Source organism: Huaxiibacter chinensis (assembly GCF_022171985.1).
Taxonomy (GTDB): domain Bacteria; phylum Pseudomonadota; class Gammaproteobacteria; order Enterobacterales; family Enterobacteriaceae; genus Enterobacter; species Enterobacter chinensis_A.
Genome location: NZ_JAJVHF010000006.1, coordinates 1 through 25,567, shown reverse-complemented (window position 1 = coordinate 25,567; position 25,567 = coordinate 1). Strand labels below are relative to the sequence as shown.

The 25,567-nt window shown below is 53.8% G+C and carries 20 protein-coding genes, 1 pseudogene and 1 riboswitch; of the genes and pseudogenes, 10 read left to right on the top strand and 11 right to left on the bottom strand.

What is annotated here, in order from left to right:
* The first annotated feature begins 372 nt into the window (after positions 1–372).
* The 4 genes from rplJ to rpoC all read left to right on the top strand — a co-directional run bounded on the left by rplJ (position 373) and on the right by rpoC (position 9,951).
* The gene (rplJ, locus tag LZP96_RS14810; protein WP_007704673.1) at positions 373–870 is read left to right on the top strand and encodes a 50S ribosomal protein L10; all 498 of its coding nucleotides are present in this window, start codon (positions 373–375) and stop codon (positions 868–870) included.
* Positions 871–936: 66 nt separating this feature from the next.
* Complete coding sequence (rplL, locus tag LZP96_RS14805) at positions 937–1,302, top strand: 50S ribosomal protein L7/L12 (protein ID WP_064324386.1); 366 nt, start codon at positions 937–939, stop codon at positions 1,300–1,302.
* Between the two features lie 320 nt (positions 1,303–1,622).
* Positions 1,623–5,651 (top strand): DNA-directed RNA polymerase subunit beta, encoded by a 4,029-nt coding sequence (gene rpoB, locus LZP96_RS14800; protein ID WP_064324387.1) that lies wholly within the window; start codon positions 1,623–1,625, stop codon positions 5,649–5,651.
* 76 nt (positions 5,652–5,727) lie between these two features.
* Positions 5,728–9,951, top strand: coding sequence for a DNA-directed RNA polymerase subunit beta' (gene rpoC / locus LZP96_RS14795; protein WP_064324388.1), 4,224 nt, complete (start codon positions 5,728–5,730; stop codon positions 9,949–9,951).
* 89 nt (positions 9,952–10,040) lie between these two features.
* Here rpoC and LZP96_RS14790 read toward each other — a convergent pair whose 3' ends face one another.
* The 9 genes from LZP96_RS14790 to LZP96_RS14750 all read right to left on the bottom strand — a co-directional run bounded on the left by LZP96_RS14790 (position 10,041) and on the right by LZP96_RS14750 (position 17,786).
* Complete coding sequence (locus LZP96_RS14790) at positions 10,041–10,358, bottom strand: PTS lactose/cellobiose transporter subunit IIA (protein WP_064324389.1); 318 nt, start codon at positions 10,356–10,358, stop codon at positions 10,041–10,043.
* On the bottom strand, positions 10,358–10,666 hold the full coding sequence (locus LZP96_RS14785; RefSeq protein ID WP_064324390.1) for a PTS sugar transporter subunit IIB: 309 nt from the start codon (positions 10,664–10,666) through the stop codon (positions 10,358–10,360). The genes LZP96_RS14790 and LZP96_RS14785 overlap by 1 nt, the downstream gene beginning before the upstream one ends.
* A gap of 1,018 nt (positions 10,667–11,684) precedes the next feature.
* On the bottom strand, positions 11,685–12,818 hold the full coding sequence (gene thiH, locus LZP96_RS14780; RefSeq protein ID WP_258926135.1) for a 2-iminoacetate synthase ThiH: 1,134 nt from the start codon (positions 12,816–12,818) through the stop codon (positions 11,685–11,687).
* Positions 12,815–13,585 (bottom strand): thiazole synthase, encoded by a 771-nt coding sequence (gene thiG / locus LZP96_RS14775; protein WP_064324392.1) that lies wholly within the window; start codon positions 13,583–13,585, stop codon positions 12,815–12,817. Before thiG ends, thiH begins: the two co-directional genes overlap by 4 nt.
* Position 13,586: 1 nt before the next feature.
* Positions 13,587–13,787 carry a sulfur carrier protein ThiS gene (thiS, locus tag LZP96_RS14770; protein WP_064324393.1) on the bottom strand — a complete coding sequence of 67 codons (201 nt, stop codon included), beginning with the start codon at positions 13,785–13,787 and terminating at the stop codon, positions 13,587–13,589.
* Positions 13,771–14,526 carry a HesA/MoeB/ThiF family protein gene (locus LZP96_RS14765; protein ID WP_064324394.1) on the bottom strand — a complete coding sequence of 252 codons (756 nt, stop codon included), beginning with the start codon at positions 14,524–14,526 and terminating at the stop codon, positions 13,771–13,773. The genes thiS and LZP96_RS14765 overlap by 17 nt, the downstream gene beginning before the upstream one ends.
* Complete coding sequence (thiE, locus tag LZP96_RS14760; RefSeq protein ID WP_064324395.1) at positions 14,519–15,154, bottom strand: thiamine phosphate synthase; 636 nt, start codon at positions 15,152–15,154, stop codon at positions 14,519–14,521. Before thiE ends, LZP96_RS14765 begins: the two co-directional genes overlap by 8 nt.
* Positions 15,154–17,049 (bottom strand): phosphomethylpyrimidine synthase ThiC, encoded by a 1,896-nt coding sequence (thiC, locus tag LZP96_RS14755; RefSeq protein ID WP_064324396.1) that lies wholly within the window; start codon positions 17,047–17,049, stop codon positions 15,154–15,156. The genes thiE and thiC overlap by 1 nt, the downstream gene beginning before the upstream one ends.
* Positions 17,050–17,126: 77 nt before the next feature.
* Positions 17,127–17,235, bottom strand: a riboswitch (TPP riboswitch).
* Positions 17,236–17,288: 53 nt separating this feature from the next.
* The gene (locus LZP96_RS14750; protein ID WP_064324397.1) at positions 17,289–17,786 is read right to left on the bottom strand and encodes an Rsd/AlgQ family anti-sigma factor; all 498 of its coding nucleotides are present in this window, start codon (positions 17,784–17,786) and stop codon (positions 17,289–17,291) included.
* Between the two features lie 94 nt (positions 17,787–17,880).
* Here LZP96_RS14750 and nudC point away from each other — a divergent pair, with 94 nt between their 5' ends.
* From nudC to LZP96_RS14720, 6 genes and pseudogenes are all read left to right on the top strand, one after another.
* Positions 17,881–18,654, top strand: a complete 774-nt coding sequence (nudC, locus tag LZP96_RS14745) for an NAD(+) diphosphatase (protein WP_064324398.1) — start codon at positions 17,881–17,883, stop codon at positions 18,652–18,654.
* Positions 18,655–18,692: 38 nt separating this feature from the next.
* Positions 18,693–19,757: a uroporphyrinogen decarboxylase gene (hemE, locus tag LZP96_RS14740; protein WP_064324399.1), complete on the top strand. Its 1,065-nt coding sequence runs from the start codon at positions 18,693–18,695 to the stop codon at positions 19,755–19,757.
* Between the two features lie 9 nt (positions 19,758–19,766).
* A pseudogene (gene nfi / locus LZP96_RS14735) lies at positions 19,767–20,438 on the top strand (deoxyribonuclease V).
* Positions 20,439–20,479: 41 nt separating this feature from the next.
* Entirely contained in the window at positions 20,480–21,070 is a 591-nt protein-coding gene (locus LZP96_RS14730) for a YjaG family protein (protein ID WP_064324401.1), read from the top strand.
* 186 nt (positions 21,071–21,256) lie between these two features.
* Positions 21,257–21,529 carry a nucleoid-associated protein HU-alpha gene (gene hupA, locus LZP96_RS14725; RefSeq protein ID WP_002445246.1) on the top strand — a complete coding sequence of 91 codons (273 nt, stop codon included), beginning with the start codon at positions 21,257–21,259 and terminating at the stop codon, positions 21,527–21,529.
* 11 nt (positions 21,530–21,540) lie between these two features.
* Positions 21,541–22,233, top strand: coding sequence for a DUF1481 domain-containing protein (locus tag LZP96_RS14720; RefSeq protein ID WP_064324402.1), 693 nt, complete (start codon positions 21,541–21,543; stop codon positions 22,231–22,233).
* An 84-nt stretch (positions 22,234–22,317) separates the two neighbouring features.
* Here the strand turns inward: LZP96_RS14720 and purD are convergent, their stop codons facing one another.
* Entirely contained in the window at positions 22,318–23,610 is a 1,293-nt protein-coding gene (gene purD, locus LZP96_RS14715) for a phosphoribosylamine--glycine ligase (RefSeq protein WP_064324403.1), read from the bottom strand.
* Positions 23,611–23,625: 15 nt separating this feature from the next.
* Positions 23,626–25,215, bottom strand: coding sequence for a bifunctional phosphoribosylaminoimidazolecarboxamide formyltransferase/IMP cyclohydrolase (gene purH / locus LZP96_RS14710; protein WP_064324404.1), 1,590 nt, complete (start codon positions 25,213–25,215; stop codon positions 23,626–23,628).
* Between the last annotated feature and the right edge of the window lie 352 nt (positions 25,216–25,567).

Here is a 25,567-nt window from a genome sequence, read left to right as displayed (position 1 = left end):
CCACGTATTCTGCTTAATGCAGACGTATGTCCGAGATATTCAGGCTGTGGCAAGGCGACAACTGGGTGAATCGCCAGGAGCATAGTTAACTATGTGACGGGTGTGAACGAAGGCAGTCAACGCCGCGACAGATTGAATAGCGATGGATAGACAAGATTTGTTCGTTGGAGCCTGGCCTATCCAGGCCTCCGTCGAAGACCGCAGGTGTTTCGCAAGAAACTTAATCCCCTGCGTAGACGGTGACAGAACGCTAAGATTATTTTTGGATACTCTGGCTTGTTTCTGCTCACCGTATTAAGACGCTCTTGCCGTTGGTAAGAGTGAAGTGAGTTCCAGGGCATGAGCCCTGGCAAACATCCAGGAGCAAAGCTAATGGCTTTAAATCTTCAAGACAAACAAGCGATTGTTGCTGAAGTCAGCGAAGTAGCCAAAGGCGCGCTGTCTGCAGTAGTTGCGGATTCCCGTGGCGTTACTGTTGACAAAATGACTGAACTGCGTAAAGCAGGTCGCGAAGCCGGCGTATACATGCGTGTTGTTCGTAACACCCTGCTGCGCCGTGTTGTTGAAGGTACTCAGTTTGAGTGCCTGAAAGACGCGTTCGTTGGTCCGACCCTGATTGCATATTCTATGGAACACCCGGGCGCAGCTGCTCGTCTGTTCAAAGATTTCGCTAAAGCGAATGCAAAATTTGAGGTCAAAGCCGCAGCCTTTGAAGGTGAGTTGATCCCGGCATCGCAAATCGATCGCCTGGCTACACTGCCAACCTACGAAGAAGCAATTGCACGCCTGATGGCAACCATGAAAGAAGCTTCGGCTGGCAAACTGGTTCGCACTCTGGCTGCTGTACGCGATGCGAAAGAAGCTGCTTAATAGCCGCCTTCTTTATAAAGCATTCGCTTACGTATAAACTTATTCTGATTTTCAGGAACAATTTAAATGTCTATCACTAAAGATCAAATCATCGAAGCAGTTGCAGCTATGTCTGTAATGGACGTTGTAGAGCTGGTATCTGCAATGGAAGAAAAATTCGGCGTTTCTGCTGCTGCCGCTGTAGCTGTAGCTGCTGGCCCAGCTGAAGCTGCTGAAGAAAAAACTGAATTCGACGTGATTCTGAAAGGTATCGGCGCGAACAAAGTTGCAGTAATCAAAGCAGTACGTGGCGCAACTGGCCTGGGTCTGAAAGAAGCTAAAGACCTGGTAGAATCTGCTCCAGCTGCACTGAAAGAAGGCGTGAGCAAAGATGACGCTGAAGCACTGAAAAAATCTCTGGAAGAAGCTGGCGCAGAAGTTGAAGTTAAATAAGCCAACCTTTCCGGTTGCAGCCTGAGTAATTAGGCTGATGGCTGGTGACTTTTTAGTCACCAGCCTTTTTGCGCTGTAAGGCGCCAGTAGCATTTCACACTGTTTGACTGCTGGCTGTCCTGACAATGCTTGTTTCTATCGACGTCTTAATATACTGCAACAGACCGCAGGGGCTGTGTAAATTGCAACGAAATGGTTTAAGCGTGATAGCAACAGGTATTGCGGAAAGTATTCGATTTTCCGATCAACAAAACGGTGTTGCACAAACTGTCCCTTCGTCGGGCAGATGGGTCGACTTGTCAGCGAGCTGAGGAACCCTAATGGTTTACTCCTATACCGAGAAAAAACGTATTCGTAAGGATTTTGGTAAACGTCCACAAGTTCTGGATATACCTTATCTCCTTTCTATCCAGCTTGACTCGTTCCAGAAGTTTATCGAGCAAGATCCTGAAGGGCAGTATGGTCTGGAAGCAGCTTTCCGTTCCGTATTCCCGATTAAAAGCTATAGCGGTAATTCTGAGCTGCAATACGTCAGCTACCGCCTTGGCGAACCGGTGTTTGACGTTCAGGAATGTCAGATCCGTGGCGTGACCTATTCCGCACCGCTGCGCGTAAAACTGCGTCTGGTGATCTACGAGCGCGAAGCGCCTGAAGGCACCGTTAAAGACATTAAAGAACAAGAAGTCTACATGGGTGAAATTCCACTCATGACAGACAACGGTACTTTCGTTATCAACGGTACTGAGCGTGTTATCGTTTCCCAGCTGCATCGTAGCCCGGGCGTCTTCTTTGACAGCGATAAAGGTAAAACGCACTCATCCGGTAAAGTACTGTATAACGCTCGCATCATTCCTTACCGTGGTTCATGGCTGGACTTCGAGTTCGATCCGAAAGACAACCTGTTTGTCCGTATCGACCGTCGTCGTAAACTGCCTGCAACCATCATCCTGCGTGCGCTGCAATATACCACTGAGCAGATCCTGGACCTGTTCTTTGAGAAAGTGATCTTTGAGATCCGCGACAACAAGCTGCAAATGGAGTTGGTGCCGGAACGTCTGCGTGGTGAGACCGCGTCGTTCGACATCGAATTCGACGGCAAAGTGTATGTGGAAAAAGGTCGCCGTATTACTGCGCGTCACATCCGTCAGCTGGAAAAAGATGATATCAAACTCATCGAAGTCCCGGTTGAATACATTGCAGGAAAAGTATCCGCGAAAGATTACGTCGATGCATCAACGGGCGAACTGATCTGCCCGGCGAACATGGAATTGAGTCTGGATCTGTTGGCTAAACTGAGCCAGTCCGGTCACAAACGTATCGAAACGCTGTTCACGAACGATCTGGACCACGGTGCCTACATTTCTGAAACTGTACGCGTCGACCCAACCACCGATCGTCTGAGCGCACTGGTAGAAATCTACCGCATGATGCGCCCTGGTGAGCCGCCAACTCGCGAAGCAGCTGAAAACCTGTTTGAGAACCTGTTCTTCTCTGAAGACCGCTACGATCTGTCTGCGGTTGGTCGTATGAAGTTCAACCGTTCTCTGCTGCGTGATTCGATTGAAGGTTCCGGTATCCTGAGCAAAGAAGACATCATCGAAGTGATGAAAAAGCTCATCGATATCCGTAACGGCAAAGGCGAAGTGGATGACATCGACCACCTCGGCAACCGTCGTATCCGTTCCGTAGGCGAAATGGCGGAAAACCAATTCCGCGTTGGCCTGGTACGTGTTGAGCGTGCGGTGAAAGAGCGTCTGTCTCTGGGCGATCTGGATACCCTGATGCCTCAGGATATGATCAACGCCAAGCCAATCTCTGCCGCAGTGAAAGAGTTCTTCGGTTCCAGCCAGCTGTCTCAGTTTATGGACCAGAACAACCCGCTGTCTGAGATTACGCACAAACGTCGTATCTCCGCACTGGGCCCGGGTGGTTTGACCCGTGAACGTGCAGGCTTTGAAGTTCGAGACGTACACCCGACTCACTACGGTCGCGTATGTCCAATCGAAACGCCTGAAGGTCCAAACATCGGTCTGATCAACTCCCTGTCCGTTTACGCACAGACGAACGAATACGGTTTCCTTGAGACCCCGTATCGTAAAGTGACTGACGGTGTGGTGACCGATGAGATTCATTACCTGTCTGCTATCGAAGAAGGCAACTACGTTATCGCTCAGGCGAACTCCAACCTGGATGACGAAGGCCACTTTGTAGAAGATCTGGTTACCTGCCGTAGCAAAGGCGAATCCAGCTTGTTCAGCCGTGACCAGGTTGACTACATGGACGTTTCCACCCAGCAGGTGGTTTCTGTCGGTGCGTCCCTGATCCCGTTCCTGGAACACGATGACGCCAACCGTGCATTGATGGGTGCGAACATGCAACGTCAGGCCGTTCCAACTCTGCGCGCTGATAAGCCGCTGGTTGGTACCGGTATGGAACGTGCTGTTGCCGTTGACTCCGGTGTAACTGCGGTTGCTAAACGTGGCGGTACTGTTCAGTACGTGGATGCCTCTCGTATCGTTATCAAAGTTAACGAAGATGAGATGTACCCGGGCGAAGCAGGTATCGACATCTATAACCTGACCAAATACACCCGTTCTAACCAGAACACCTGTATCAACCAGATGCCATGTGTGTCTCTGGGTGAACCTATTGAGCGCGGCGACGTGCTGGCAGATGGTCCGTCTACCGATCTCGGTGAACTGGCGCTCGGTCAGAACATGCGCGTAGCGTTCATGCCGTGGAATGGTTACAACTTCGAAGACTCCATCCTCGTCTCCGAGCGTGTGGTTCAGGAAGATCGTTTCACCACGATTCACATTCAGGAACTGGCATGTGTGTCCCGTGACACCAAGCTGGGGCCAGAAGAGATCACCGCTGACATCCCTAACGTGGGTGAAGCTGCGCTCTCCAAACTGGATGAATCCGGTATCGTTTACATCGGTGCTGAAGTGACCGGCGGCGACATTCTGGTTGGTAAAGTGACGCCGAAAGGTGAAACCCAGCTGACGCCAGAAGAGAAACTGCTGCGCGCCATCTTCGGTGAGAAAGCGTCTGACGTTAAAGACTCTTCTCTGCGCGTACCAAACGGTGTTTCCGGTACGATCATCGACGTTCAGGTCTTTACCCGTGATGGCGTAGAAAAAGACAAACGTGCGCTGGAAATCGAAGAGATGCAGCTGAAGCAGGCGAAGAAAGACCTGTCTGAAGAACTGCAGATCCTCGAAGCGGGCCTGTTTGGTCGTATCTACGCGGTGCTGGTTGCCGGTGGTGTTGAAGCTGAGAAGCTCGACAAACTGCCTCGCGATCGCTGGCTGGAACTGGGCCTGACCGACGAAGAGAAACAAAATCAGCTGGAGCAACTGGCTGAGCAGTACGACGAACTGAAACACGAGTTCGAGAAAAAACTCGAAGCGAAACGCCGTAAAATCACTCAGGGCGACGATCTGGCACCTGGCGTGCTGAAGATTGTTAAAGTCTATCTGGCCGTTAAACGTCAGATTCAGCCTGGTGATAAAATGGCAGGTCGTCACGGTAACAAGGGTGTTATCTCTAAGATCAACCCGATCGAAGATATGCCGCACGATGCTAACGGTACGCCGGTAGATATCGTACTGAACCCGCTGGGCGTACCGTCTCGTATGAACATTGGTCAGATCCTTGAAACTCACCTGGGTATGGCTGCGAAAGGTATTGGCGAGAAGATCAACGCCATGCTGAAACAGCAGCAAGAAGTCGCGAAACTGCGCGAATTCATCCAGCGTGCGTACGATCTGGGTACTGATGTTCGTCAGAAAGTTGACCTGAACACCTTCTCTGATGATGAAGTGATGCGTCTGGCTGAGAACCTGAAAAAAGGTATGCCAATCGCAACGCCAGTCTTTGACGGTGCGAAAGAGTCTGAAATCAAGGAACTGTTACAGCTGGGTGGCCTGCCAACTTCTGGTCAGATCACGCTGTTCGACGGACGTACCGGTGAGCAATTCGAGCGCCAGGTTACCGTCGGCTATATGTACATGCTGAAACTGAACCACCTGGTTGATGACAAGATGCATGCGCGTTCTACCGGTTCTTACAGCCTGGTTACTCAGCAGCCGCTGGGTGGTAAGGCACAGTTCGGTGGTCAGCGCTTCGGTGAGATGGAAGTATGGGCGCTTGAAGCATACGGCGCGGCATACACCCTGCAGGAAATGCTTACCGTTAAGTCTGATGACGTCAACGGTCGTACCAAGATGTATAAAAACATCGTGGACGGCAACCATCAGATGGAACCAGGTATGCCAGAATCCTTCAACGTACTGTTGAAAGAGATTCGTTCTCTGGGTATCAACATCGAGCTGGAAGACGAGTAACTCTCGCTCAAACAGGTCACTGGTGCCGGGATAAAACCCGGCACCAGATTGTGCTAACTCCGACGGGAGCAAATCCGTGAAAGATTTATTAAAGTTTCTGAAAGCGCAGACTAAAACCGAAGAGTTTGATGCGATCAAAATTGCTCTGGCCTCGCCAGACATGATCCGTTCATGGTCTTTCGGTGAAGTTAAAAAGCCGGAAACCATCAACTACCGTACGTTCAAGCCTGAGCGTGACGGCCTTTTCTGTGCGCGTATTTTCGGGCCAGTAAAAGATTACGAGTGCCTGTGCGGTAAGTACAAGCGCCTGAAACACCGTGGTGTGATCTGTGAGAAGTGCGGCGTTGAAGTGACCCAGACTAAAGTGCGTCGTGAACGCATGGGCCACATCGAGCTGGCGTCTCCAACGGCTCACATCTGGTTCCTGAAATCACTGCCGTCCCGTATCGGTTTGCTGCTGGATATGCCGCTGCGTGATATCGAACGTGTTCTGTACTTCGAATCATATGTTGTGATCGAAGGCGGGATGACGAATCTGGAACGTAACCAGATTCTGACCGAAGAACAGTATCTGGACGCGCTGGAAGAGTTCGGTGACGAATTCGACGCGAAGATGGGTGCGGAAGCTATTCAGGCCCTGTTGAAAAACATGGATCTGGAGAAAGAGTGCGAGCAGCTGCGTGAAGAGCTGAACGAAACGAATTCCGAAACCAAGCGTAAAAAGCTGACCAAGCGTATCAAACTGCTGGAAGCGTTCGTCCTGTCTGGTAACAAACCAGAGTGGATGATCCTGACCGTTCTGCCGGTTCTGCCGCCAGATCTGCGTCCACTGGTACCGCTGGATGGTGGTCGTTTCGCGACGTCTGACCTGAACGATCTGTATCGTCGCGTCATCAACCGTAACAACCGTCTGAAACGTCTGCTGGATCTGGCTGCGCCTGACATCATCGTACGTAACGAAAAACGTATGCTGCAGGAAGCGGTCGATGCTCTGCTGGACAACGGTCGTCGCGGTCGTGCAATCACCGGTTCTAACAAACGTCCTCTGAAATCTTTGGCCGACATGATCAAAGGTAAACAGGGTCGTTTCCGTCAGAACCTGCTCGGTAAGCGTGTTGACTACTCCGGTCGTTCTGTTATCACCGTAGGTCCATACCTGCGTCTGCATCAGTGCGGTCTGCCGAAGAAAATGGCACTGGAGCTGTTCAAACCATTCATTTACGGCAAGCTGGAACTGCGTGGCCTGGCCACCACCATCAAAGCCGCGAAGAAAATGGTTGAGCGTGAAGAAGCTGTCGTTTGGGATATCCTGGACGAAGTTATCCGCGAACACCCGGTACTGCTGAACCGTGCACCAACCCTGCACCGTTTGGGTATCCAGGCATTTGAACCGGTTCTGATCGAAGGTAAAGCTATCCAGCTGCACCCGCTGGTTTGTGCGGCCTATAACGCCGACTTCGATGGTGACCAGATGGCAGTACACGTTCCACTGACGCTTGAAGCTCAGCTGGAAGCGCGTGCGCTGATGATGTCTACCAACAACATTCTGTCACCAGCGAACGGCGAGCCAATCATCGTTCCTTCTCAGGACGTTGTATTGGGTCTGTACTACATGACCCGTGACTGTGTTAACGCCAAAGGCGAAGGCATGGTGCTGTCTGGCCCTAAAGAAGCTGAGCGTATCTATCGCGCTGGCCTGGCCTCACTGCATGCGCGTGTCAAAGTGCGTATCACTGAATATGAAAAAGACGCTAACGGTGAATTCGTTGCGAACACCAGCCTGAAAGACACGACCGTTGGCCGTGCGATTCTGTGGATGATCGTACCGAAAGGCTTACCTTACTCCATCGTCAACCAGGCGCTGGGCAAGAAAGCCATCTCCAAGATGCTGAACACCTGTTACCGTATTTTGGGCCTGAAGCCTACGGTAATCTTTGCTGACCAGACAATGTACACCGGCTTTGCTTATGCAGCGCGTTCAGGTGTCTCTGTTGGTATTGATGACATGGTCATCCCGGCGAAGAAAACGGAAATCATCTCTGAAGCAGAAGCTGAAGTTGCTGAAATCCAGGAACAGTTCCAGTCTGGTCTGGTCACCGCAGGTGAACGTTACAACAAAGTTATCGATATCTGGGCAGCGGCGAACGATCGTGTATCCAAAGCGATGATGGATAACCTGCAAACCGAAACCGTGGTTAACCGCGACGGCGTAGAAGAGCAGCAGGTTTCCTTCAACAGCATCTACATGATGGCCGACTCCGGTGCGCGTGGTTCTGCAGCACAGATTCGTCAGCTGGCAGGTATGCGTGGTCTGATGGCTAAGCCAGATGGCTCGATCATTGAAACGCCAATCACCGCGAACTTCCGTGAAGGTCTGAACGTACTCCAGTACTTCATCTCCACGCACGGTGCGCGTAAAGGTCTGGCGGATACCGCACTGAAAACGGCTAACTCCGGTTATCTGACTCGTCGTCTGGTTGACGTCGCGCAGGATCTGGTTGTCACCGAAGATGACTGTGGCACGCACGAAGGCATTCTGATGACTCCGGTCATCGAAGGTGGCGACGTGAAAGAGCCACTGCGCGACCGCGTTCTGGGTCGTGTCACGGCTGAAGATATCCTGAAGCCGGGTACAGCGGATATCCTGGTAACACGTAACACCCTGCTCGATGAGCAATGGTGTGACCTGTTAGAACTCAACTCTGTTGATAGCGTGAAAGTACGTTCCGTTGTAGGTTGCGAAACCGACTTCGGCGTGTGTGCACACTGCTACGGTCGCGACCTGGCACGTGGTCACATCATCAACAAAGGTGAAGCCATCGGGGTTATCGCAGCACAGTCCATCGGTGAGCCGGGTACACAGCTGACGATGCGTACGTTCCACATCGGTGGTGCGGCATCTCGTTCTGCTGCTGAATCCAGCATCCAGGTGAAAAACAAAGGTAGCATCAAGCTCAGCAACGCGAAGTCGGTTACAAACTCTGCCGGTAAACTGGTCGTGACTTCTCGTAATACCGAGCTGAAGCTGATCGACGAATTCGGTCGTACCAAAGAGAGCTATAAAGTACCTTACGGTGCAGTCATGGCAAAAGGTGATGGCGAGCAGGTTGCTGGCGGTGAAACCGTTGCAAACTGGGATCCGCACACCATGCCAGTTATCACCGAAGTGGGTGGCTTTATTCGCTTCACGGATATGATCGACGGCCAGACGATTACTCGTCAGACCGACGAACTGACCGGCTTGTCATCTCTGGTGGTTCTGGATTCTGCAGAACGTACCGCAGGTGGTAAAGATCTGCGTCCAGCACTGAAAATCCTCGATGCCAACGGTAACGACGTTCTGATCCCGGGCACCGATATGCCGGCTCAGTACTTCCTGCCAGGTAAAGCGATTGTTCAGCTGGAAGATGGCGTACAGATCAGCGCGGGTGACACGCTGGCTCGTATTCCACAGGAATCCGGCGGTACCAAGGACATCACGGGTGGTCTGCCACGCGTTGCTGACCTGTTCGAAGCACGTCGTCCGAAAGAGCCAGCTATCCTTGCGGAAATCACGGGTATCATCTCCTTCGGTAAAGAAACCAAAGGCAAACGTCGTCTGGTTATCACTCCGTTAGACGGTAGCGAGCCATACGAAGAGATGATTCCAAAATGGCGTCAGCTCAACGTGTTCGAAGGTGAACGTGTAGAACGTGGTGATGTGGTTTCCGATGGTCCAGAAGCGCCGCATGACATTCTGCGTCTTCGTGGTGTTCACGCGGTTACGCGTTACATCACCAACGAAGTTCAGGACGTTTACCGTCTGCAGGGCGTTAAGATTAACGATAAACACATCGAAGTTATCGTTCGTCAGATGCTGCGTAAAGCAACCATCGAAAGCACTGGCAGCTCCGACTTCCTGGAAGGCGAACAGGTTGAATACTCTCGCGTTAAGATTGCCAACCGCGATCTGGAAGCGAACGGCAAAGTGGCGGCAACCTATGCTCGCGACCTGCTGGGTATCACCAAAGCGTCTCTGGCAACCGAGTCCTTCATCTCTGCAGCATCCTTCCAGGAGACAACGCGTGTCCTGACCGAAGCCGCTGTTGCAGGTAAACGTGATGAATTGCGCGGTCTGAAAGAGAACGTCATCGTGGGTCGTCTGATCCCTGCCGGTACCGGTTATGCGTACCATCAGGATCGTATGCGTCGTCGTGCAGCGGGCGAACTGCCAGCCGCACCGCAGGTCACTGCTGAAGATGCATCCGCGAGCCTGGCAGAACTGCTTAACGCAGGTCTGGGCGGTTCCGACAACGATTAATCGTTGATGCAGCCAATAAAAAACCCGCTTCGGCGGGTTTTTTTTATGCTGTTACTGGGCCTGATGAGTTGAGTGTCGTTTGGCGTTAATCAGTTGACCAGCGGCAGTCGACGGTAAAGCTCAATCATATCGCCCGCCAGATCCTGGATGACCATTGCATTCATCAGGTGGTCCTGTGAGTGAACGGTAATGAGATTGACCGGCAGCTTTCCGGTGCCTTCGTCAAAACCGATCAGCTGTGTCTGGATGGTGTGTGCCTGCTTAACGTAGTCGCGTGACTCTTCCATCGCCTTTTCGGCTTCGTCAAACTCACCCTTACGCGCCAGCTGCAATGCAGTCAGAGCAGCGCTACGCGCCGCGCCAGCATTGACCAGCAGTTCCATGATGGTGGTTTCTAAATCTTCCATTATGACTCCAGTAACTTAAGCGCTTTTTCCAGAACGGCTTCGCCTTTCATCATGCCGTAATCCATCATGTCGATCACTGCGACGGGTTTACCCAGCGGTTCAGCCTGCGCCTGCAGTTTGGCAAGCTCGTACTTCACCTGTGGCCCCAGTAAAACGATATCCGCTGTGGCGATAATGTCTTTAAACTCCGCAACCGGAACGGCTTTGATACTTACTTCGACCCCTTTTTTCTGCGCGGCGTCTTTCATGCGTTGAACCAGCATGCTGGTAGACATTCCCGCTGCACAGCATAAAACGATGTTCTTCATAGTCAGCCTCGATCTACATGTGTTTATTGATAATTATCCCGTGCAGACCGCTTCAACAACCGCTTTACCGCGATTGTGTGTCAGGCATCACAAAGAATTCTGGTTTTTCTGAAACCGGTTACAATTCTGCTAAACAAATCTGAGACGGAGCAAAGTGCAGGGGCGGTTTGACGCGAATAATGCGATCGTTGAGCATTGGCCGGCGGGACGAAAATGGCCGCGTTAATAAAGTACTGTTGATATTTGCATGTTATTAAAAACAGTATTGACTCTGCATTTCAACTGTGTAGATTGGTACTCAACAGCAGAGAAAGCGTTATATGCTGTTTATCCAGAAAGTGTTAGTGAGCTTTATTGGGGGTTGCGATGAAGGCCACGAAGTTATGTTGTTTGGGTTAGTCGAAACGGGATAAATAATGTTTCTCGCTTCGCTAAAGCTTCAAGGTCTCGATGTTGAAACAGGAAATCGCAAAGAAGTATCGAAAGCGCGACGATGTAACGCCATGTTTTAAGAGTAAAAAGTTGCGGTGATGGTTTTTATGTAAGTGAACCGCAAAGCAGTAAGGCAATGCATCAAAGAGTTTATGTCGCGATGGGGAATGTACTTGTTTAAGATGCCGCCGTATTTATTTGGCGGGCGCGTAAGTTAAACAACTAATAGAGGAGTCTTTTGGAAAATTTGAAGCATCCAATATTATCTGTGTTAAACCTGTACATTAAACAGCAGTCTCATAAGCAGTAATCCGCAATTAAGTCTATTAATGTTAATTTTGAAGTTCGCAGTACCTTAAAAGCCCTGACTGCAATGGTCAGGGCTTTTTTATAATGTTATCAATCACCCAGTTGAATTGCCCGAGCGGCAGACGCGAAGGCAGGGCGAAACGAGGAAGAAGCTTTTCGCCCTGGTCAGCTTCCGTTGCTGACGGCGGCAGAATAAGAAAACACGCGGACCACAACAATCTGCCATTCACTGCTCTACGAGCCGCTTTGTAATCATTCCGTTTCGTTACATCTTCTTTCAGCGGTTTTGCGACGCGCGCCCCAGCCAGCTATCCCAGTCTTTCCATACCGGCTGTAAACCTTGCGCCGTTAACGCCTCTGCCACTTCTTCAGGTCGACGAGCGTCGTGAGGGGCAAACTGCTCCAGTTCGGGATGATCATCAGCGTAACCGCCCGGCTGCGTTTTAGAGAAAGCGCTCACGTTGTTAATGGCCAGCGGGATCACCTGGTCGCGGAAGGCCGGAGACTCACGCGTTGAGAGCGAGAGTTCTACTTCGGGGGCGAGCAAGCGGAACGCGCAAATCGTCTGGACTAACTGCCGTTCGTCCATCAGAGACGCAGGTTCAATGCCCCCCGCGCACGGCCGCAGCCGGGGAAAAGAGACGGAATAGCGGCTTTGCCAGTAGTGTTGTTGCAGCCATAACAGATGTTCGGCCACCATAAAGCAATCTACACGCCAGCTGTCAGATAAACCAATGAGCGCCCCAAGACCGATTTTATCGATTCCGGCACGGCCTAGCCTGTCAGGGGTCTCCAGACGATAGAAGAAACCCTGCTTTTTACCTTTAAGATGATGTTGGGCATACATTTTCGGGTGATAGGTCTCCTGATAAACCATCACCCCGTCCAGCCCGAGCGTTTTCAACTCGGCATATTCCTGCGTCGACAGAGGCTGAACCTCCATCTGCAAGGACGAAAACTGGCGTCGAATGGCGGGAAGATGCTGACGAAAATAGTCCATTCCGACTTTCCCCTGATGCTCTCCGGTCACCAGCAACAGGTGGTCAAATCCCAGCGCTTTAATGGCTGCACACTCGCGGGCAATCTCGTGTTCGTCCAGCGTTTTGCGCCTGATGCGGTTACTCATAGAGAAACCACAGTACGTACAGTCATTGGCGCAAAGGTTCGAGAGATAGAGCGGAACGTAAAAACTCACCGTATTGCCGAAACGTTGACGGGTAAGACGCTGCGCGCGTTGGGCCATGGGTTCCAGTAAGGCACTTGCGGCAGGGGAGAGTAACGCCATCATCTCTTCCCGGCCGGGATGACGCGCGTTTAAGGCCCGCTCAACGTCCTCCGGGGTTTTGCTGTGAATTTTCAGTCGGATATCATCCCAGTCCAGCTCCCGCCAGCGGTCCACAAAGCTCTTCATGGGTACGCCTCCAGAAAGCCGGTGAGCGGACTGGTGGCCTGCGCTACGCGTTGACGAGCGCCGGGCCCGGCGTGACGCGCCAGCAGGCCGGCTTCGACCGCCAGACGAAACGCACGCGCCATGGTCACCGGGCAGTCGGCAACCGCAATCGCCGTATTGACCAGCACGGCGTCCGCGCCCATCTCCAGCGCTTGCGTCGCATGGCTGGGCACCCCAATCCCTGCATCAATGACGACGGGCACGGTGGCCTGTTCAATGATAATTTCCAGCATCGCACGCGTCTCCAGGCCCTGGTTGGAACCAATAGGGGCCCCCAGCGGCATCACCGCGGCGCAGCCCACCTCCTCCAGACGTTTGCACAGCACAGGGTCGGCGCCGCAATAAGGGAGAACGATGAATCCCTGTTTCACCAGCATTTCTGCGGCTTTTAACGTTTCGATAGGGTCGGGCAATAGCCAGCGAGCGTCAGGATGGATCTCCAGCTTCAGCCAGCGTGTACCCAGGGCTTCACGCGCAAGCTGTGCGGCAAAAATGGCCTCTTCTGCAGTTTTGGCGCCAGAGGTATTGGGCAGCAGCGTCACGCCAGCGTCCAGCAGCGGGGCAAGAATGGCATCACTACGATTCCGGAGATCCACGCGTTTCATCGCCAGCGTCACGAGCTGGCTACCGCTTTCACGAATCGCCTCCAGCATCAGCTGCGGTGAGGCAAATTTCCCTGTGCCGGTGAAGAGATGGGAATCAAACGTTTTGTCTGCAATACGTAACATATCAGCCTCCCGCAATAACCTGAAAAAGCAGGATGTTATCGCCGTCGCGCACCTGCTGACGTTCCCACTGCTCACGCGGCAGGATCTGTTGGTTGAGGGCCAGCGCGATGCCGGGTTTCAGCTGGCAGAGTTGATCGAGCAGCATGGCGACCGTTAATTCCTCCCGGCACTGCATGGGTTCGTCATTAAACGTGATCCGCATGGTGCCCTCCGCAAACCGGGCAGTCGCTGGCGCGCTGCAGGGCAAGCTGGCGCCAGCTTCCCGCGCGTCCATCAAACAGGCGTAGCGTGTTGCTGGGAGCCGCCATCCCGCAGAGGAGTTTGATGGCGTCGAGCGCCTGCAAGGTTCCCATTACGCCGACGACCGGACCAAGAATGCCTGCCGTGCGGCACGTGCGCTGCGGTTCTTCTTCCTCCGGCCACACGCAGCGGTAACACCCCTGGTTCCAGGGCGGCGTGAGAACCATCATCTGTCCGCCCAAACCCACGGCGCTGGCCGTAATCAGAGGCGTGTTGAGGCGCACACACGCGGCGTTGATCGCCTGGCGGGTCGCCATATTGTCCGTGCAGTCGAGCACCACATCTGCCTGTGCAACCTGCTGACGTAAGCTTTCTCCTGCCAGTCGTTCATGAAGCCCAGTGACGTGAATTGCCGGATTAAGCTCGCTTAATCGCGCCTGAGACACGTCAACTTTTGACCTGCCGATGTCTTCGCTGGTAAAGATGATTTGCCGCTGCAAATTACTCAGATGTACGTCGTCATCGTCAGCCAACACCAGTGAGCCAACCCCGGCACCGGCCAGATAGAGCGCCGCGGGGGCGCCTAACCCTCCAAGTCCGACAATCAACACCCGGCTGGCGAGCAGTTTCTGCTGCCCGTCAATCGCGATATCCTCAAGCATTATCTGGCGGCTGTAGCGCATAAAGTCATGATCATTCATCGCCTGCTCCTGCCAGTTGCAAGAGTTGTCGGGTCGCGAGCGACCAGTCTTCCGCCTGGGTAATCGCGCTGACGACGGCAATGCTGCCTACACCGGTATTCAGTACCGCTGGGGCACGCGCCAGACTGATGCCGCCAATGGCGACGGTGGGATAATCGCGCAGGCGCGTTACGTGCTCCACAAGTTGAGCCAGACCCTGCGGAGCCGAAGGCATCTGTTTGGTTTGGGTAGGGAAAACGTGACCGAGTGCGATGTAAGATGGACGTGCCGCCAGCGCCACGTCGATTTCCATGTCGTCGTGCGTTGAGACGCCAAGGCGTAGCCCGGCTTCGCGGATAGCGTTGAGGTCGGTGGTTTCCAGGTCTTCCTGACCGAGATGCACGCCGTACGCGCGGTGCTTAATGGCCAGCCGCCAGTAATCGTTGATAAACAGACGGGCGTTAACCCGCTTGCCCAGGGCAATGGCGGCGGCCACGTCAGCCTCAACGTCTTCATCGCGTTTATCTTTGATGCGCAGTTGGATCGTGCGAACCCCGGAGGCCAGCAGACGTTCTATCCACTCCACGCTGTCCACAACCGGATAGAGCCCTAACCGGAAAGGGACGGGCGGAAAATCAGGCTGATACATTAGGCCTCCTCTTTTTTGAGGTAGATTTCGCCGCCTTTGGCGCGGAAGTTTTCCGACATATCCGCCATGCCCACCTCAATCGCCTGTGCGGCAGCGTAGTCACGCACTTCCTGGCTGATTTTCATCGAGCAGAATTTAGGCCCACACATGGAGCAGAAGTGCGCCACTTTGCCGGACTCTTGCGGCAGGGTTTCATCGTGGTAGGCGCGGGCGGTAAACGGGTCGAGGGCCAGGTTAAACTGATCTTCCCAGCGGAATTCAAAGCGCGCCTTCGACATGGCGTTATCGCGGATTTGCGCGCCTGGATGGCCTTTCGCCAAATCGGCGGCGTGCGCGGCGATTTTGTAGGTGATAAGCCCCTGCTTCACGTCCTCTTTGTTGGGCAGGCCCAAATGCTCTTTTGGCGTAACGTAGCAGAGCATGGCACAGCCAAACCAGCCGATCATGGCGGCACCGATGCCGGAGGTGAAATGGTCATAGCCCGGCGCGATATCGGTCGTCAGCGGCCCTAAGGTATAGAACGGCGCTTCGTGGCAGCGCTCCAGTTCTTCGGTCATGTTGCGGCGGATCATCTGCATCGGCACGTGCCCCGGGCCTTCAATCATCACCTGCACATCATATTCCCAGGCAATTTTCGTCAGCTCGCCCAGGGTATGTAGCTCGGCGAATTGTGCTTCATCGTTGGCATCACGAATCGACCCTGGGCGCAGGCCATCTCCCAGCGAGAGCGAGACATCGTAGGCCGCGCAGATTTCGCAAATTTCGCGGAAATGCACATACAGGAAGTTTTCCTGATGATGTGACAAACACCATTTCGCCATAATGGAGCCGCCACGCGACACAATCCCGGTGAGGCGTTTCGCGGTCATTGGCACGTAGCGCAGCAGCACGCCTGCGTGGATGGTGAAATAGTCCACCCCTTGTTCAGCCTGCTCCAGCAGCGTATCGCGGAACGCTTCCCAGGTGAGATCTTCAGCGATCCCATTCACTTTTTCCAGCGCCTGATAGATCGGGACGGTACCAATGGGGACCGGGCTATTACGCAGGATCCATTCGCGGGTTTCGTGAATATACCGGCCGGTAGAGAGGTCCATGACCGTGTCGGCACCCCAGCGCGTCGACCAGACCAATTTTTCTACCTCTTCTTCGATAGAGGAGGTCACCGCAGAGTTGCCGATATTGGCATTAACCTTCACCAGGAAGTTACGCCCGATGATCATGGGTTCCGATTCCGGATGGTTGATATTGGCAGGAATAATGGCGCGTCCTTTAGCCACTTCGTCGCGGACAAACTCAGGCGTAATGTTTTCAGGCAGGCAAGCGCCAAAGCTTTCGCCGGGATGCTGATGACGCAGTATTTCGCTGCGAATACGCTCGCGTCCCATGTTCTCGCGCAGGGCAATAAACTCCATTTCAGGCGTCACGATCCCCCGGCGGGCGTAGTGAAGCTGCGTCACACATTTCCCGGCCAGAGCACGTTTAGGGGTCAGAAGGCCGGTAAAGCGCAGTTCATCAAGCCCATCGTCTGCCAGACGTTCGTTGGTGTAGGCGGAGCTGCGCACGGGCAGGTCTTCACTGTCCTGGCGGGCATCAATCCACGGCTGACGCAGTTTTGCCAGCCCCTGCTGCACGTCAATCGCCACATCGGGATCGCCATACGGGCCCGAGGTGTCGTACACCGGCACCGCTTCGTTGTCTTCATACTGGGGGGTGTCTTTGCTCCCGCCGATTAGCGTTGGGCTGAGCTGGATTTCACGCATGGGCACGCGGATATTCGGCTGCGAACCCGTAATATAGATACGTTTTGAGTTGGGAAAGGCGGTACCTTCGAGCGTATCGATAAAGCGTTGTGCTTGTGCGCGCTGTTCGCGGCGGGTCATTTTAGGTGCAGACATAGCTCATTCCAAAAAAGAAGGACGTGGCTTGTCAGACGACGGATGAAGCAAGAGAGGATCGCCCAGGGCGATTCAACAGCTGTTTGACTCTTGTTCCCTTCGCAGGTATTAGCCTGATCAGGTTCCGCGGATCCCGAATTAACGGTCTCAGCCCGGCTTTCGCGCTAGGCACTCCGACAAGAATGTGCTCCCCTGAAACAGGAGCAGTGCATGTAAATTATACGTTAATGATTCATAACTCAAGCAGGGCGCGCGATGTTCTCTTCGTTGCTCGCCTTCAGATTATTATCCAGCACAAGGGTGATCAGCTTATCTTCCAGCGTGAATCGGCCCTCCAGCGCTTCGCCCAGGTCAGACAACGCTTGCTGGAACTCAAGATAGTTATCATGATCGATAGCATTCTCAAGCGTGGAATCGTAGTAATCCATGATCTGTTGCGTATTCGCTTCCAGCAGCGGGTAGAGTTTGGAAGCGGTTAAATACGGATTAGTCCCTTCCATTTCACGGATAATACGTTCATAAATATTGAAATGGCCGTCGGAAAGGTAGTCGACCAGACTCTGGCAAAAGTTATCCAGCGCTTTTTCATTGAGCCGCATATACGATTCTTTGCCAGGCTTAATGCCAACAAGATTGTAGTAGGCAACGAGCAAATGCTTGCGCATATGCAGCCAGCGATCGACCAGTTTGTTACTTCCGCCAACGCGCTCTGTCAGGGTTTCTAGCTGGTTTAGCATGTTTGACTCCGCAAGGTTGAGATAAAAGCTGCCCACTCAAAATGTAATAATAATGTTACCAACATGCCTGTGAAGCAAAGGTTGTGCAATAGATATGGATCGTATAATTGAAAAATTAGATCGCGGCTGGTGGATTGTCAGCCATGAACAAAAATTATGGCTTCCTGCGGGAGAAATACCTTACGGCGAGGCAAAAAATTTCGATCTTGCGGGCCAGCCCGCGTTAAAGATCGGCGAGTGGCAGGGCGAGCCGGTGTGGTTGATCCAACAAAATCGTTCTCAGGAGATGGGATCGGTTCGCCAGGTGCTCGATCTTGACCCGGGCCTGTTCCAGCTTGCCGGTCGCGGCGTGCAGCTCGCTGAATTTTACCGTTCTCACCGGTTCTGTGGTTACTGTGGTCATTCGATGCGCCCCAGCAAAACCGAATGGGCGCTGCTGTGCAGTCACTGCCGCGAGCGCTACTACCCGCAAATCGCCCCCTGCATTATCGTGGCTATCCGTCGCGGTGACAGTATCCTGCTGGCGCAACACGTTCGCCACCGTAACGGCATTCATACCGTACTGGCGGGTTTCGTTGAGGTTGGCGAAACGCTCGAACAAACCGTCGCCCGCGAAGTGATGGAAGAGAGCGGCATCAAGGTTAAAAACCTGCGCTATGTGACCTCTCAGCCGTGGCCGTTCCCTATGTCGCTGATGACCGCCTTTATGGCCGACTACGACAGCGGGGAAATCGTGATTGATCCGAAGGAGTTGCTTAGCGCGAACTGGTATCGCTACGACGATTTGCCGCTGTTACCACCACCAGGCACCGTGGCGCGGCGCTTAATTGAAGATACCGTCGCAATGTGTCGGGCCGAGTATGAGTAGTGTTACACTGAGGCCATGACGCTTAAGGAACTGCAAAAATGACCGAACTGAAGAACGATCGTTATCTGCGTGCGCTACTGCGCCAACCCGTTGATATCACCCCGGTGTGGATGATGCGCCAGGCTGGGCGCTATTTGCCGGAGTATAAAGCCACGCGCGCGGAGGCGGGCGATTTTATGTCGCTGTGCAAAAATGCGGAGCTGGCTTGCGAAGTTACGCTACAGCCACTGCGTCGCTTCCCGCTTGATGCTGCGATTCTTTTTTCAGATATCCTCACGATCCCGGATGCCATGGGGCTGGGGCTGTATTTCGAAACCGGCGAAGGCCCGCGCTTCACCTCCCCAATCAAAAGCAAAGCCGACGTAGATAAACTGCCGATCCCCGATCCGGAAGGCGAACTGGGTTACGTGATGAACGCGGTGCGCACTATTCGTCGCGAGCTGAAGGGCGAAGTGCCGCTGATTGGTTTTTCCGGCAGCCCGTGGACGCTGGCGACCTACATGGTTGAAGGCGGCAGCAGCAAGGCCTTTACCCTCATCAAAAAAATGATGTACGCGGAGCCGCTGGCCCTGCATGCGCTGCTCGACAAGCTGGCGAAAAGCGTCACCTTGTACCTGAATGCGCAAATTAAAGCGGGCGCGCAGTCGGTGATGATTTTCGACACCTGGGGCGGCGTGCTCACCGGGCGCGATTATCAGCAGTTCTCCCTGTATTACATGCATAAAATTGTGGATGGGTTGCTTCGTGAAAACGAAGGCCGCCGCGTGCCGGTTACCCTGTTTACCAAAGGCGGCGGGCAGTGGCTGGAAGCGCTGGCCGCAACCGGCTGTGATGCGCTGGGTCTCGACTGGACCACCGACATCGGCGAGGCGCGCCGTCGCGTGGGCGACAAAGTGGCGCTGCAGGGCAATATGGACCCGTCTATGCTTTATGCCCAGCCTGCCCGTATTGAAGAAGAAGTGTCGACTATACTGTCTGCTTTCGGCCAGGGTGAAGGACACGTCTTTAACCTCGGTCATGGCATTCACCAGGATGTGCCGCCAGAACACGCTGGCGTCTTTGTGGAGGCGGTGCATCGGCTTTCTGCCCAGTATCACAAGTAAGGAGTGGTTATGGATCTCGCGTCGTTACGCGCTCAACAGATAGAACTGGCCTCATCAGTGATCCGCGAGGATCGTCTGGATACGGATCCCCCGCAGTACATTGGCGGCGCGGACGTGGGGTTCGAGCAGGGTGGTGAAGTGACGCGGGCGGCGATGGTGATACTGAAGTACCCCTCGCTGGAGCTGGTGGAGTACAAAGTCGCGCGTATCGCCACCACCATGCCTTACATTCCCGGTTTTCTCTCCTTCCGTGAATACCCCGCGCTGCTTGCAGCGTGGGAGCAACTTTCGCAAAAGCCCGACCTGCTGTTCGTTGATGGGCATGGCATTTCCCATCCGCGCCGCCTGGGCGTTGCCAGCCACTTTGGCTTGCTGGTGGACGTGCCGACCATCGGCGTCGCCTAGAAACGGCTCTGTGGGAAGTTTGAACCGCTTTCTGCCGAACCCGGCGCGCTGGCACCGCTTCTCGACAAAGGCGAGCAACTGGCGTGGGTCTGGCGCAGCAAAGCGCGCTGTAATCCCCTGTTTATTGCCACAGGGCATCGGGTCAGTACCGACAGTGCGCTGGCCTGGGTGCAGCGCTGTATGACAGGGTATCGCTTGCCTGAACCCACTCGCTGGGCGGATGCGGTCGCATCCGGGCGTCCTGCTTTTGTTCGTTGGCAGGAAATTCAGCCATGATTCAGGTAAACTGCGGCTAATTTCCGATTCGAGACATCATCATGTTACAAAACCCGATTCATCTGCGCCTTGAGAAGCTGGAAAGCTGGCAGCACACCACGTTTATGGCCTGCCTGTGCGAGCGCATGTATCCCAACTATGCCGCGTTCTGTAAGCAGACCAGCTTTGGTGAAGGCCAGATTTATCGCCGCATCCTGGATTTAATCTGGGAAACGCTGACGGTTAAAGACGCGAAGGTGAACTTCGACTCCCAGCTCGAAAAGCTGGAAGAGGCGATCCCGGCGGCGGATGACTTTGACATGTACGGTGTCTACCCGGCCATCGATGCCTGCGTTGCATTAAGTGAGCTGATTCACTCCCGCCTGAGTGGCGAAACGCTGGAGCATGCGATTGAAGTCAGCAAGGCCTCCATTACCACGGTCGCCATGCTGGAAATGACCCAGGCAGGTCGTGAAATGACCGACGAAGAGCTGAGAGCAAACCCGGCTGTAGAGCAAGAATGGGACATCCAGTGGGAAATTTTCCGACTCCTTGCCGACTGTGAAGAACGCGATATTGACCTGATTAAAGGTCTGCGCGCGGACTTACGTGAGGCGGGCGAGAGTAATATTGGTATAATTTTTAACCAATGAGACAATAAAACGTGATTTAACGCCTGTTTTGTCGCACCTCGACTCTTCCCTTCTGCCCCCCGTCTGGTCTACATTTGGGGGGCGAAAAAAAGTGGCTATCGGTGCGTGTATGCAGGAGAGTGCTTTTTTGGCATTTTCGTCGCACTCGATGCTTAGCAAGCGATAAACACATTGAAAGGATAACTTATGAACAAGACTCAACTGATTGATGTAATTGCGGACAAGGCTGATCTGTCTAAAGTGCAGGCTAAAGCTGCTCTGGAATCCACCCTGGCTGCTATTACTGAGTCTCTGAAAGAAGGCGATGCTGTACAACTGGTTGGTTTCGGTACCTTCAAAGTGAACCACCGCGCTGAGCGTACTGGCCGCAACCCGCAGACCGGTAAAGAAATCAAAATCGCCGCTGCAAACGTACCGGCCTTTGTTTCTGGCAAAGCACTGAAAGACGCTGTTAAGTAATAAGCGTGGCAGTGAACAGTTTTAACAAGGGGGCGATTTCGCCCCTTTTGTCTTTCTGGCGTGGCGCACTCACGCTGGCAGGCGTGTTATTGCTTTCAGCCTGTAGCCACGACAACTCCCTGCCGCCGTTTACCGCCAGCGGCTATGCCGCCGATCAGGGCGCGGTAAGGGTCTGGCGAAAAGACACGGACGGCGAAGTCCACCTCCTTTCTGCGTTCAGTCCATGGCATACCGGCAACACCTCTACGGCAGAATACCGCTGGCAAGGCGATGCGCTGACGCTGATTGAACTGAATATCTACAGCAAAACGCCCGAGCACGTTCGCGTACGTTTTGATGACCATGGCGAGCTCAGCTTTATGCAGCGCGAAATCGATGGTCAAAAACAACAACTCTCCAGCGATCAAATCGCGCTCTATCGTTACCGGGCTGAACAGGTTCGTCAGACCAGCGACGCATTGCGTCAGGGCAGGGTGGTGTTACGTCAGGGACGCTGGCATTCCGATGGCTCTGTGACCACCTGTGAAGGGCAAACCGTTAAGCCCGATCTGGAATCCTGGGCGCTGGCGCATATTGAACGCCGTCAGCGTCACTCATCACTGGAAGTGAGCGTAGCGTGGCTTGAAGCACCGGAAGGGGCTCAGCTATTGCTGGTGGCGAATGAAGATTTCTGCACCTGGCAGCCAACCGAGAAGAGCTTCTGAGTTCTGCGGATGAAGCCGGAGGGCGCTAACGCTTATCCGGCTGCGTAAGATCCCCTCTCCCAGTGGAAGAGGGGTGAGGCTAAATTACTCGCCCTGCTCGCGCGCAATGGCGCGATAACCGATATCCTGGCGGCTAAAGCTGCCGTTCCAGTGAATATCAGCCATCAGCGTATAGGCGCGCTTTTGCGCTTCCGCGACGGTGTGACCCAATGCGGTCGCGCACAGCACGCGGCCACCGTTAGTCAGGACACGATCGTCGTCAGACAGCGTTGTGCCCGCGTGGAACACTTTTGCGCCGTCTACTGCTTCCAGCGGCAGGCCGTGGATCTCGTCACCGGTGCTGTAATTGCCTGGATAGCCGCCCGCCGCAATCACCACGCCCAGAGAGGCACGTTCGTCCCACTCAGACGTTTTCTCGTCGAGCTTGCCATCGCAGGCCGCCAGGCACAGTTCGACCAGGTCAGATTTCATGCGCAGCATGATGGGCTGAGTTTCCGGATCGCCGAAGCGGCAGTTGAATTCGATTACCTTCGGGTTGCCCTGCTTGTCGATCATCAGGCCTGCATACAGGAAACCGGTGTAGGTATTTCCTTCTGCCGCCATGCCTTTCACGGTTGGCCAGATGATGCGTTCCATGGTGCGCTGATGAACTTCATCGGTGACCACCGGCGCAGGGGAGTACGCACCCATCCCGCCGGTATTTGGACCCGTATCGCCATCACCGACGCGTTTGTGATCCTGGCTGGTGGCCATTGGCAGGACGTGTTCACCATCCACCATCACGATAAAGCTGGCTTCTTCGCCATCCAGGAACTCCTCGATGACGATGCGATGACCAGCATCACCAAAGGCGTTACCGGCCAGCATATCCTGCACGGCGGCTTCGCCTTCTTCGAGCGTCATCGCAACAATCACGCCTTTACCCGCGGCAAGACCGTCCGCTTTAATCACAATCGGCGCGCCTTTCTCACGCAGATAGGCAAGCGCAGGCTCAACGTCGGTGAAGTTTTGGTATTCACCCGTCGGGATCCTATGGCGAGCAAGGAAATCTTTGGTGAAGGCTTTGGAGCCCTCCAGCTGTGCAGCGCCTTCGGTTGGGCCGAAAATCGTCAGCCCTTCAGCACGGAACGCATCTACCACGCCAATCACCAGCGGGGCTTCTGGTCCAACAATGGTCAGATCGATTTTTTCATTCCGGGCAAAACTCAGCAACGCCGGAATATCGGTGACAGAAATCGCCACGTTTTGCAAAGTAGGTTCCAGCGCGGTGCCCGCATTACCCGGTGCGACGAAGACGGTTTTCACTAACGGAGATTGTGCCGCTTTCCATGCCAGGGCGTGTTCACGCCCGCCGTTACCAATTACTAAAACTTTCATTGTCTGCTCCGAAGATTAATGGCGGAAATGACGCATGTCGGTGAAGATCATCGCAATGCCGTGTTCATCGGCGGCGGCAATGACTTCATCATCACGGATAGAACCACCCGGCTGGATCACGCAGGTGATGCCCACGGCGGCGGCGGCATCGATCCCGTCACGGAACGGGAAGAAAGCATCAGAGGCCATCGCGGACCCTTTCACTTCCAGACCTTCATCACCTGCTTTAATTCCCGCAATTTTCGCCGAGTAGACGCGGCTCATCTGGCCTGCACCTATTCCGATGGTCATGTTCTCTTTGGCATAGACAATCGCATTGGATTTCACGAACTTCGCGACCTTCCAGCAGAACAGCGCATCACGCAGCTCTTGTTCCGTGGGCTGACGTTTCGTCACGACGCGAAGATCGTTCGCGGTGACCATCCCCAAATCGCGATCCTGAACCAGCAGGCCACCATTAACACGTTTGAAATCCAGACCCGGGGTACGTTCTGCCCACTGACCGCAAACCAGTACGCGGACGTTCTGTTTTGCCGCCGTAATTTTTAACGCTTCTTCGGTTGCGGAAGGGGCAATGATGACCTCAACAAACTGGCGGGAGATAATCGCCTGTGCCGTGTCGGCATCCAGTTCGCGGTTGAACGCGATAATGCCGCCGAATGCAGAGGTGGGGTCAGTTTTATAGGCGCGATCGTAAGCATCCATAATAGACGTGCTGACTGCTACGCCGCATGGGTTGGCGTGCTTCACAATCACACACGCGGGTTCGTTGAACTCTTTCACGCATTCGAGCGCGGCATCGGTGTCAGCAATGTTGTTATAAGAGAGCGCCTTACCCTGAACCTGCTGTGCGGTGGCAACGGACGCTTCTTTTACTTCTTCTTCTATATAGAAGGCAGCCTGCTGGTGGCTGTTCTCGCCGTAGCGCATATCCTGCTTCTTAATGAAGTTCAGGTTGAGCGTGCGCGGGAAGCGCCCGGAAGGTTCGTTGGTTTCGCCGTGATAAGCAGGCACCAGGCTACCGAAGTAGTTGGCGATCATGCTGTCGTACGCGGCGGTGTGCTCGAAGGCTTTAATAGCGAGGTCGAAGCGGGTAGCCAGCTGGAGTGAACCCTCATTGGCATCCATCTCATTAATAATGGTGTTGTAGTCGCTGCTCTTGACGACGATGGCCACATCTTTATGGTTCTTGGCCGCGGAGCGCACCATGGTTGGGCCGCCGATATCGATATTCTCAACGGCATCTTCCAGAGAACAGCCTTCGCGGGCAACGGTCTGGGCAAACGGATAGAGGTTAACGACAACCATATCGATAGGCGCGATATCATGCTCGTCCATAATGCCGTCGTCCTGACCGCGACGACCCAGGATCCCGCCATGTACTTTTGGATGCAGGGTCTTTACACGTCCATCCATCATTTCCGGGAAGCCGGTGTAATCGGAGACTTCCGTTACCGGCAGACCTTTATCTGCTAACAGGCGAGCGGTACCGCCGGTGGAAAGCAACTCTACACCACGTGCAGAAAGTGCCTGAGCGAATTCGACGATACCGGCTTTATCAGAAACACTGAGCAGAGCGCGGCGAACTGGACGACGTTGTTGCATGGTAAATCCCCTGGATTTCACGATAACAGAGAGCGTTAGATGAATTTTCCGCAAAAAACTCATCTAACACCTCTAACGGAGCATCCTTGTTTTGCGCGGGCATTTTAACGAAAACGTTTGCGCATCGCTCGTCATTTTTCAAATTTTCGCAGTCTTGTGGATAAGTCTGTGTGAAAAAAGGTATAAGGCGGGGTTTTGCTGGGGATTGCAGCAGTCAGTCATTTTTCTGTCATTTAAGTATTGCGGCGGCGTGAGAACTCCCTATAATGCGCCTCCATCGACACGGCGGATGTGAATCACTTCACACAAACAGCCGGTTCGGTTGAAGAGAAAAAATCCTGAAATTCAGGGT

Coding starts and splice junctions, on each gene's coding strand:
- LZP96_RS14790 (WP_064324389.1), bottom strand. CDS start 10,358: ATGGAAGATTTAGAAACCACCATCATGGAACTGCTGGTCAATGCTGGC.
- nudC (WP_064324398.1), top strand. CDS start 17,881: ATGGATCGTATAATTGAAAAATTAGATCGCGGCTGGTGGATTGTCAGC.
- LZP96_RS14785 (WP_064324390.1), bottom strand. CDS start 10,666: ATGAAGAACATCGTTTTATGCTGTGCAGCGGGAATGTCTACCAGCATG.
- thiG (WP_064324392.1), bottom strand. CDS start 13,585: ATGTTACGTATTGCAGACAAAACGTTTGATTCCCATCTCTTCACCGGC.
- rpoB (WP_064324387.1), top strand. CDS start 1,623: ATGGTTTACTCCTATACCGAGAAAAAACGTATTCGTAAGGATTTTGGT.
- LZP96_RS14730 (WP_064324401.1), top strand. CDS start 20,480: ATGTTACAAAACCCGATTCATCTGCGCCTTGAGAAGCTGGAAAGCTGG.
- thiH (WP_258926135.1), bottom strand. CDS start 12,818: ATGAAGAGCTTTGTGGACCGCTGGCGGGAGCTGGACTGGGATGATATC.
- LZP96_RS14750 (WP_064324397.1), bottom strand. CDS start 17,786: ATGCTAAACCAGCTAGAAACCCTGACAGAGCGCGTTGGCGGAAGTAAC.
- thiE (WP_064324395.1), bottom strand. CDS start 15,154: ATGTATCAGCCTGATTTTCCGCCCGTCCCTTTCCGGTTAGGGCTCTAT.
- rplL (WP_064324386.1), top strand. CDS start 937: ATGTCTATCACTAAAGATCAAATCATCGAAGCAGTTGCAGCTATGTCT.
- hemE (WP_064324399.1), top strand. CDS start 18,693: ATGACCGAACTGAAGAACGATCGTTATCTGCGTGCGCTACTGCGCCAA.
- thiC (WP_064324396.1), bottom strand. CDS start 17,049: ATGTCTGCACCTAAAATGACCCGCCGCGAACAGCGCGCACAAGCACAA.
- purD (WP_064324403.1), bottom strand. CDS start 23,610: ATGAAAGTTTTAGTAATTGGTAACGGCGGGCGTGAACACGCCCTGGCA.
- rplJ (WP_007704673.1), top strand. CDS start 373: ATGGCTTTAAATCTTCAAGACAAACAAGCGATTGTTGCTGAAGTCAGC.
- thiS (WP_064324393.1), bottom strand. CDS start 13,787: ATGCGGATCACGTTTAATGACGAACCCATGCAGTGCCGGGAGGAATTA.
- purH (WP_064324404.1), bottom strand. CDS start 25,215: ATGCAACAACGTCGTCCAGTTCGCCGCGCTCTGCTCAGTGTTTCTGAT.
- hupA (WP_002445246.1), top strand. CDS start 21,257: ATGAACAAGACTCAACTGATTGATGTAATTGCGGACAAGGCTGATCTG.
- LZP96_RS14765 (WP_064324394.1), bottom strand. CDS start 14,526: ATGAATGATCATGACTTTATGCGCTACAGCCGCCAGATAATGCTTGAG.